Below are 8,343 nucleotides of genomic sequence, written 5' to 3'. Positions count from 1 at the left end.
CCTGCGGCGCGGGCAGCGGCCCGACCGGGCTACGGCCGGCGGCGGCGCGGCAGCGCAGCGGCATGATCGAGCACGTCGACCCGGCTGCGTCCCGGGCGGTAGGCCGCGTCGAGCGCCGCGTGCACATAGTCGGTCGCGGCGGCGCAGGCTGCCGGCAGATCCTGTCCGCGGGCCAGATTCGCGGCGATGGCGGCGGCGAGGGTGCAGCCCGTGCCGTGGCCGTGGCGCTGCAGGCGCACGTGGACGAACTCGTGCAGATCGCCGTCGCAGTAGAGCCGGTCAACGACGACGGCCGCACCGCGCTGGTGGCCGCCTTTGATCAGCACGGCAGCCGCGCCGTCGGCGAGCAGGTCCTGGGCGATGCGGTCGAGGTCGCTTGCGCGGCGAATCCGCCGGCCGCCCAGCGCGGCGGCCTCGGGCAGGTTCGGCGTGACGACGCGAGCGAGCGGCAGCAGGTGCTCGCGCAGCGCCGTGACGGCGGAGGCCTGCAGCAGCGACGCGCCGCTGGTCGCGATCATGACCGGATCGAGCACGTAGGCCGCCGCCGCGGCCGGCGCCATGCCGCGCGCGACGGCGCGGATCGTGCGCGCGTCGGCGAGCATGCCGGTCTTCCAGGCGGCGATCGCGAAGTCGTCGAGCACGGCGGCGATCTGCGCCCGGATCTGCGCCGCCGGGATCCCGTGCACGGCCGTGACGGTGCGCGTGTTCTGCGCCGTCACGGCCGTGATCACGCTGGTGCCGTGGACACCGTGCGCCTGGAAGGTCTTGAGGTCGGCTTGGATGCCGGCGCCGCCGCCGGAGTCCGAACCGGCGACGGTCAGCACGCTGGGGCGGGGTCGGGGATTCTGCATTTGTTGTAATCCTGCAACAGGTCGGCGGCCGTGCTCCGCCGAATTGGCGCAAATTGCCGTCTGGACACGGTAAATCGGTAGTGTTGCGTACTTGACTCGGTGTTGCGTTCTTGCCAAACTCCGCGCCGACAATCACCACAAGCCATGGAACCACACGGCAGGTCATGTACCGGGCTAGCGCAACAGCAGCGTCGAGGAAGCCGATGGGAGCGATCAGTTTTGGCCTGACGCTCCCTTTCTATTTTCTTGCCCCGACCGCCTTCGCCCAGATCGGTGGTGAATCCGTCATGCAGCGCTGGCAGGAGTATGCCCGCCAGAGCATCCAGCCCGATTTCTCCTGGGCCGAACCCGAAACTCCCGCCGTCGCGCCGCAGCTGCTCGAGCTAGCCACGAGCCGCAGCAGCCGCTCCAGCTACACCGCCATCGGCAGCAACGCGCTGATCGGCGTGTCCGTGCGCAGCGGCGTCGACGAAGTGCCGAGCAGCCGCCTCGGCGACAACGGCATCGTGCCGCGTCTGATTCCCGAAGCCCGTCCGGGCCTGCACCGCTACATCGTCGCGCCGTCCTACGTGCGCGGCTGGGGCGACAGCGGCCGCTGGTCCGTGGCGGCGCTGTTCGCCTACCAGCGTTTCGCGAATGCGACGTTCGGCGAAGGCGAGTACGGTGTCGACGAATTCGCCGCGCCGCCGGGCCCGGCGACCGCCGCTTATGGCCGCGGCGTCCGCGTCGAGTTCAGCGAAATGCTCGGCGAGCGCCTGCGCTGGACCACGAGCTACCAGTCGCGCGTCAACATGGACGCGTTCAACAACTATCGCGGCGTCTATGCCGATCCGGGCGATTTCGACATTCCGGCCAGCGCGAGCCTGAATCTCGGCGTCGGCCTGGCCCCCTGGCTCAGTCTCGAATTCAATCTCGAGCGCGTGATGTACAGCGACATCCGTGCGTTCAGCAGTCCGACCTTGCCGCGGCGTTTCCTCGCCGCGCTCGGCAGCGGCGCGAGCCCGGTGTTCGAGTGGGGCGATCTCGACGTCTACAGCGTGGCCTCGGTCTGGCACGGCGGCAGCAACGGCGACGTGGCGCTGCGCTACAGCACGCGGACGCAGCCGGCACCGACCTCGCCGCTGCTCGACCGCCTGCTCGGCGACGTGTCGAACTACAGCTTCGACCTGAGCTATTCGCGCTGGATAGGACAGAACGGCCAGTTGCGCTTCATCACTAGCTATGCGCCGGCACAGTACCTGTTCGGCGCGCCGACCAACTACGCCGCGCGCAATTCGCTGGTCGGCAACCAGCTCGAATTCGAAGCCGTGCTCGCCACGCGCTTCTGACCTTTTCACACTCCATGGGCTTTGAACAGGGGAGCTTTGCTCCCCTTTTTTTGTTCTGGAGCCGGGAATGGGAAATGGAGAACCGGACATCGTCAAGGCGGTTGACGTCGAGGCTCGGCTGCACATGCTCATCCCATTCCCGATTCCCGCGCCAAGGGCCCGCGGCGCTCGCGCTACAGCTTCTCCGACGCGTAGTCGGCGAGTCGCGAGCGTTCGCCGCGGCGCAGCGTGATGTGCGCGCTGTGCTGCCATTCCTTGAAGCGGTCCACCGCGTAGGTCAGGCCCGACGTCGTCTCGGTCAGGTAGGGCGTGTCGATCTGCTCGACGTTGCCCAGGCAGATCATCTTGGTGCCGGGACCGGCGCGGGTCAGCAGGGTCTTCATCTGCTTGGGCGTCAGGTTCTGTGCCTCGTCGATGATGACGTAGCGGCTCAGGAAGGTGCGTCCGCGCATGAAGTTCAGGGAGCGGATCTTGATGCGCGAGGCGAGCAGGTCGTTGGTCGCCGCGCGGCCCCAGGCGCCGCCTTCGCTCGGGCTGGTCAGCACTTCGAGGTTGTCGGTCAGCGCGCCCATCCACGGCGTCATCTTTTCTTCCTCGGTGCCCGGCAGGAAGCCGATGTCCTCGCCGACCGACACGGTCGCGCGCGTCATGATGATTTCGCGGTAGCGCTGCTGGTCCATGACCTGCGCGAGGCCCGCGGCCAGCGCGAGCAGGGTCTTGCCGGTGCCGGCCGTGCCGAGCAGGGTGACGAAGTCGACGTCCGGATCCATCAGAAGGTTCAGCGCGAAATTCTGTTCGCGGTTGCGCGCGGTGATGCCCCAGACGTTGTGCGAACCGGTGTAGTCGTCCATGAGGCGCAGGCGCGCGCGGCCGTCGCGCACCTCGATCACGCGCAGTTCGAGCATGTCGTCGCCGTCGGGAATGTAGAGGCACTGGTGCGGATACCAGTCCTCGTTCTTGCGCAGCCGCACTTCGTAGAACGTGTGATTGCGCTCCTGCCACGACTTCAGGTCCTTCTGGTGCAGCGACCAGAAGCCTTCGGCGAGTTCGGTGTGGCCGGAGTACAGCAGGCTGAAATCGTCGAGCGCGCGGTCGTTCTCGTAGTCTTCGGCGGTGATGCCGTAGATCGAGGCCTTGATGCGCAAGTTGATGTCCTTGCTGACGAGGACCACCGGCACGCGCTGGTGGAGCTCGCGCAGCATCAGCACCGCGGCGAGGATCTGGTTGTCGGCCTTGATCTTGCCCGGCGCGGACTCCGGCGTGCGCGTCTGGAAGTACAGCCGGCCGACGGCCTTGCCGCGCTTGAGGTTGACGCCCTGCGGCGAGACCAGGTCGAGGCCCTCCTCGATCTTGCGCTCGCCGCCGTGCTCGATCAGTTCGTTGATGAAGCGGCTGACCTGGCGCGCATTGCGCGATACCTCGGATGTTCCCTTTTTTGCATTGTCCAGTTCTTCAAGGACCGTCATCGGGATGAAGATGTCGTGTTCCTCGAAGCGGAACAGCGAGGTCGGGTCGTGCATCAGCACGTTGGTATCGAGCACGTAGATGCGCTTGCCTCGGGTCATGTGTCAGCCTCGGGCGGGGGGAAGAAGGCCGGGGCGGCGGGCGCCGCTCCGGAGGACGCGGATCGGGCGCCGGCGGCACTCACGCGGCCGGGATGCTCCCGAGTACGTCGGCCGCGTGGCCCGGCACCTTGACCGGGCTCCAGCGTTGGTGGATGCGGCCGGACGGATCGATCAGGAACGTGCTGCGCACGATGCCGAGATAGCGGCGGCCGTAGAGCACTTTCTCGTGGATCACGTCGAAGGCCTTGCACCAGGTCTCGTCGGTGTCGGCGATGAGCGCGAAGCCGAGCTTCTGCTTGGTCGCGAAATTCGTGTGCGTGCGCGCCGTGTCGCGCGACACGCCGACGATGACGGCGTTGCGCGCGGCGAACTGCGCCTGCAGGTCGCGGAAATCCTGCGCCTCGCTGGTGCAGGCCGGCGTATTGTCCTTGGGATAGAAATAGATCACGACCCACTTGCCGCGCAGCGCGGAGAGCTTCAGGGGCGTGCCGTCGGCGATGGTGCCGGTCAGTGCGGGAGCCTTGGCGCCGGGTTCGAGCATGGTCAGAACTTCATCGGGTCCATGATGGCGTCGAGATTCAGCCCGTCGCAGAACTCGAGGAAATCGTCGCGCAGCGCGGCGATGTGCGTCGTCGCCGGAATGCCTATCGTGACCTGGGCCGAGAACATGTCGGCGCCGGTCTGCATCGCACGGTAGCGCGAGGAATGCAGCTGCTCGATCGTGATGCCGCGGCGGCCGAAGAACTCGGCGAGCTGGTGCAGGATGCCGGGCCGGTCCGCGGCGATGACTTCGACGACGTAGGGCAGCAGCGTGTTCTGCACCGGCTTGGGCCCGGTGCGGAAATGCGTGATGCGCAGATTCTCGCCGCGTTCGAGCTTGTTCAGCGCGTTCTCGAGCTTGGCGATCGCGTCCCAGGGGCCGACCGCGAGCGCGAGCACCGACACGTCCGAGCCCAGCGCCGCGACGCGCGCGTCGACGAGGTTGCAGCCGCATTCGGATATGCGCCGTGTGACCGCGACCAGAGGCGACTCCGGTTGCGGTGCGAACGCATTGATGAGGAGGTAGTTCTCGTTCGCCGGCGGACGTGGCGCGGTTTCGGTCAAGGCGGATTTACCTGCTTGCTTCACGGTCCGTGCGTCGCCTGGAGGTGGTGCCGAACCGCGCCGGCAGTGGCCGCAGAATACTTGCCACACCAGGGGGCCGCAAGTAACATCCGCCGCTCTTTTCCGAGCCCGGAATCCCCCGCTTTGAATCTCTCCGGAAGCATCTGTGCGCTGGCGACGCCGTTCGATTCCGACGGCCAGCTGGACCTCGATGCGTTCGCGCGGCTGATCGAGCGGCAGATCGCCGGCGGCACCCAGGGCGTGGTGATCGCCGGCTCCACCGGTGAGGCGCATGCGCTGACCACGGACGAGTTCGACACGCTGGTACGCCACGGCGTGGCCGCTGTCGCCGGCCGCGTGCCGGTGCTCGTCGGCACCGGCGGCGCGAATACCGCCAAGACGCTCGCGGCGACGCAGCAGGCTCGGCTTCTCGGCGCCACGGCGGCGCTGGTCGTGACGCCGTACTACGTGCGCCCGACCCAGGAAGGTCTGTACGCGCATTATTCGGCCATCGCCGACGCGGCGGGCCTGCCGATCGTGCTCTACAACGTGCCCGGCCGTACCGGCTGCGACCTGCAGCCGGCGACCGTCGCCCGGCTGGCTCCGCACCCGAACATCGTCGCGATCAAGGAAGCCGTCGCCGACGCGGAACGCGTCGCGCAGCTGCTGGCCCTGCGCAGCGATGCGTTCCGGGTTCTTTCCGGCGACGACCCGAGCGCCGCGCGCAGCCTGCTGGCCGGCGCCGACGGCGTGATCTCGGTCGCCAACAATCTCGTGCCGACCCTGTTCCGCGCGCTCTGCGACGCGGCCCGGGCCGGCCGTCGCGACGAAACGGCGGCGCTGGACGCGCGTCTTCAGCCTCTGTTCGACGCGCTTGGGTTGGAATCCAACCCGATTCCGCTGAAGTGGGGACTCTCGGTGCAAGGGCTGGGCAGCGCACGCCCGCGTCTGCCGCTGACCGAGCTGTCCGCACCCCACCGCGAGCGCTTGCGCGATCTGCTCTCGAACCTGCAAGATGCGGCGGTTTGACCCGCCGGCTCGCCATACCGTCCACACAGATCAAGGTTTGCCCGTGAATTCGAAGTCCGCGATCCGAATTGCGCTGCTCGTCGCGCTGATTCCCCTGCTGGGTGGTTGCAGCCTGTTCAAGTCGCGGTCCGAATGGGACAAGGCGGCCGAGGCGCGGCCGCTGGAAATTCCGCCGGATCTCGAAGCGCCGCCGAGCCGAGGCGAGCTGATCGTTCCGCAGGCCGGCAGCGGCCGGCCCGTCGCGGCGCGCGGTGCGACCGGCGTGGACGGTCTCAGCGTCGCCGATACCGTCGACAGCACCTGGGAACGCGTCGGCCTCGCGCTGGAGCGGGCGGGCGACCTCGGCAGCATCTCGGCGCGCGATCAGGCTTCGCACACGTATTCGCTGACCGTCACGAGCAAGCGCACGCGTGACGAAGGCGGTTTCTTCAAGCGCCTGTTCACGCGCAAGAAGGTCGAGACGGTAACGGAAACGGTGAACATCGGCGTCAGCGCCGACGGCACGGGCAGCCGCGTCAGTGTCAGCGGTGCGGCGGCTTCGGTGCAGCGCGTGACGGCGCTGCTGCGGGAGCGCCTGAGCTGAGCCCGTCGGGGCTCAGCGTCTTGCGCTCAGCGTTGCAGCAGGCTCAGTTTGCCCGGCTTGCCGTCCCATTCCTTGGCGTCGGCAGGCGGGTCTATGCGTTCGGTCAGCACCGGCCAGGCCTTGGCCAGCTCCGCGTTCAATGCGATGAAGTGTTCCTGTCCCGCCGGAACGTCGTCCTCGGGATAGATCGCGTTGGCCGGGCATTCGGGTTCGCAGAGCGTGCAGTCGATGCACTCGTCGGGATCGATGACGAGGAAGTTCGGGCCGGCGTGGAAGCAGTCCACGGGGCAGACTTCGACGCAATCGGTGTACTTGCACTTGATGCAGTTTTCGGTGACAACGAAAGGCATGCGGCTACCGAGCCTGCTGAATACGGAAAGGGGAGTAAAGTGGCGCTCCCTAGGGGGTTCGAACCCCTGTTCTCGCCGTGAGAGGGCGATGTCCTAGGCCACTAGACGAAGGGAGCGCGTCGAGGATCAAGCGTGCGGAGTATAACGGAATTCATTCGACGGGCAATTCCTCGCGGATTGCGCCGCGGCACAGACAAGCCTGCGCAGTCCGGCGTCGCGGCGGAGTCCGCGCGGCCGCAGCTGCGCGTCATCGCGCGCGATCAGCACGGGATTTCCCGCCGCAACATCAGCAACGGTGCGCTGCGCGTGCTGTACCGCCTGAACGAGGCGGGCTACGAGGCCTTCCTCGTCGGCGGCGCCGTGCGCGACCTGCTGCTTGGTGGACATCCAAAAGATTTTGACATTGCAACAAATGCAACTCCCGAGCAGGTGCGCGGCCTGTTCCGCAACTGCCGCCTGATCGGCCGCCGTTTCCGTCTGGCCCACGTCGTGTTCGGCCAGGAGATCGTCGAGGTCGCGACGTTCCGCGGCATCGGCGAGGAAGGCAACGCCGACCGCCACGTCGTCGACGGCCGCATCGTGCGCGACAACGTCTACGGCTCGATCGAGGAAGATGCGATACGGCGCGATTTCCGCGTCAACGCGCTGTACTACAACATCGCCGACTTCAGCGTGCGCGACTACGTCGGCGGCATGGCCGATCTCGAGAAGAAAGAGCTGCACCTGATCGGCGAGCCGGAGCTGCGCTATCGCGAAGATCCGGTGCGCATGCTGCGCGCCGTGCGGCTCGCGGCCAAGCTCGGCTTCCGCATCGACGAAAGCGCCGAGCGGCCGTTCGCCAAGCTCGGCCAGCTGCTCTGCGATGCGGCGCCGGCGCGGCTGTTCGACGAATCGCTGAAGCTGTTCCTGTCGGGACACGGCCTCGCGAGCTTCCGCGAACTCGATCGTAGCGGCCTGCTGCAGTTCGTGTTCCCGGCCACCGCCGCGGCCCTGCGCCGCGAGCGCGGCGTGGAGTTCCGCCGGCTCGTCGAGCGCGGTCTGGCCAATACCGACCAGCGCGTGCAGGCCGGCAAGTCGGTCACGCCGGCGTTCCTGTTCGCGCTGCTGCTCTGGGGCGGCGTGCGCGAGCGAGCGGAACGTGCGATCGCCTCCGGCAGCGACGTGCTGCATGCCTGGAGCCATGCGGCCGACACGGTGATCCAGGAACAGACGGCGCGCGTGGCGATTCCGCGGCGCTTCTCGCTGGTCATGGAAGAAATCTGGGCGCTGCAGCCGCGTTTCGAGCAGCGCATGAAGAAACGCGTCATGCGATTGCTCGGCCATCCGCGCTTCCGCGCGGCCTACGACTTCCTCGTGGTGCGCGCCGAGGCGGATCCGGCGCTGGCCGAACTCGCGCAATGGTGGGAGCAGGCCCAGGACAGCGATCCGGCTGAGCTCGGCGACGTGCTCGCTGCACCGGCGCCCGCCGCGGCCGACACCGCGGCGCATGCGGCACCGCGCAAGCGGCGCCGTCGGCGCCGCCGCAAGCCGTCC

The 8,343-nt window shown here is 67.8% G+C and carries 9 protein-coding genes and 1 tRNA gene; 4 read left to right on the top strand and 6 right to left on the bottom strand.

Going from position 1 to position 8,343, the window contains the following annotated elements; translation table 11 throughout:
• Nucleotides 1–29: 29 nt before the first annotated feature.
• Nucleotides 30–851, bottom strand: a complete 822-nt coding sequence (thiD, locus tag NON22_RS16285; protein WP_257387999.1) for a bifunctional hydroxymethylpyrimidine kinase/phosphomethylpyrimidine kinase — start codon at nt 849–851, stop codon at nt 30–32.
• A gap of 287 nt (nt 852–1,138) precedes the next feature.
• Here thiD and NON22_RS16280 point away from each other — a divergent pair, with 287 nt between their 5' ends.
• Nucleotides 1,139–2,179 carry a hypothetical protein gene (locus NON22_RS16280; RefSeq protein WP_257387998.1) on the top strand — a complete coding sequence of 347 codons (1,041 nt, stop codon included), beginning with the start codon at nt 1,139–1,141 and terminating at the stop codon, nt 2,177–2,179.
• Between the two features lie 173 nt (nt 2,180–2,352).
• Here the strand turns inward: NON22_RS16280 and NON22_RS16275 are convergent, their stop codons facing one another.
• From NON22_RS16275 to NON22_RS16265, 3 genes are all read right to left on the bottom strand, one after another.
• Nucleotides 2,353–3,744, bottom strand: a complete 1,392-nt coding sequence (locus NON22_RS16275) for a PhoH family protein (protein WP_257387997.1) — start codon at nt 3,742–3,744, stop codon at nt 2,353–2,355.
• A gap of 79 nt (nt 3,745–3,823) precedes the next feature.
• A complete protein-coding gene (locus NON22_RS16270; protein ID WP_257387996.1) occupies nt 3,824–4,285 on the bottom strand; it encodes a peroxiredoxin in 462 nt (153 codons plus the stop codon).
• Between the two features lie 2 nt (nt 4,286–4,287).
• A complete protein-coding gene (locus NON22_RS16265; RefSeq protein ID WP_343231949.1) occupies nt 4,288–4,872 on the bottom strand; it encodes a glycine cleavage system transcriptional repressor in 585 nt (194 codons plus the stop codon).
• 120 nt (nt 4,873–4,992) lie between these two features.
• On the opposite strand from NON22_RS16265, the gene dapA reads away from it, so the two are divergent.
• Nucleotides 4,993–5,877, top strand: a complete 885-nt coding sequence (dapA, locus tag NON22_RS16260; protein WP_257387994.1) for a 4-hydroxy-tetrahydrodipicolinate synthase — start codon at nt 4,993–4,995, stop codon at nt 5,875–5,877.
• A 43-nt stretch (nt 5,878–5,920) separates the two neighbouring features.
• On the top strand, nt 5,921–6,460 hold the full coding sequence (locus tag NON22_RS16255) for a hypothetical protein (protein ID WP_257387993.1): 540 nt from the start codon (nt 5,921–5,923) through the stop codon (nt 6,458–6,460).
• Between the two features lie 26 nt (nt 6,461–6,486).
• Here the strand turns inward: NON22_RS16255 and fdxA are convergent, their stop codons facing one another.
• The gene (gene fdxA, locus NON22_RS16250) at nt 6,487–6,810 is read right to left on the bottom strand and encodes a ferredoxin FdxA (RefSeq protein ID WP_257387992.1); all 324 of its coding nucleotides are present in this window, start codon (nt 6,808–6,810) and stop codon (nt 6,487–6,489) included.
• Nucleotides 6,811–6,850: 40 nt separating this feature from the next.
• Nucleotides 6,851–6,926, bottom strand: a tRNA-Glu gene (locus tag NON22_RS16245).
• Between the two features lie 61 nt (nt 6,927–6,987).
• Here NON22_RS16245 and pcnB point away from each other — a divergent pair.
• On the top strand, nt 6,988–8,343 hold a 1,356-nt coding region (gene pcnB / locus NON22_RS16240), incomplete at its 3' end, for a polynucleotide adenylyltransferase PcnB (protein ID WP_425507992.1).

Source organism: Tahibacter caeni (genome assembly GCF_024609805.1).
Taxonomy (GTDB): Bacteria; Pseudomonadota; Gammaproteobacteria; order Xanthomonadales; family Rhodanobacteraceae; genus Tahibacter; species Tahibacter caeni.
The sequence above is the reverse complement of the archived record's forward strand: the minus strand, read 5'-3'. Positions and strand labels throughout refer to the sequence as shown.

Bases quoted from the DNA above. Each gene is read 5' to 3' on its own strand.
- thiD (WP_257387999.1), bottom strand. From the start codon at position 851: ATGCAGAATCCCCGACCCCGCCCCAGCGTGCTGACCGTCGCCGGTTCG.
- NON22_RS16270 (WP_257387996.1), bottom strand. From the start codon at position 4,285: ATGCTCGAACCCGGCGCCAAGGCTCCCGCACTGACCGGCACCATCGCC.
- NON22_RS16280 (WP_257387998.1), top strand. From the start codon at position 1,139: ATGCAGCGCTGGCAGGAGTATGCCCGCCAGAGCATCCAGCCCGATTTC.
- NON22_RS16275 (WP_257387997.1), bottom strand. From the start codon at position 3,744: ATGACCCGAGGCAAGCGCATCTACGTGCTCGATACCAACGTGCTGATG.
- fdxA (WP_257387992.1), bottom strand. From the start codon at position 6,810: ATGCCTTTCGTTGTCACCGAAAACTGCATCAAGTGCAAGTACACCGAT.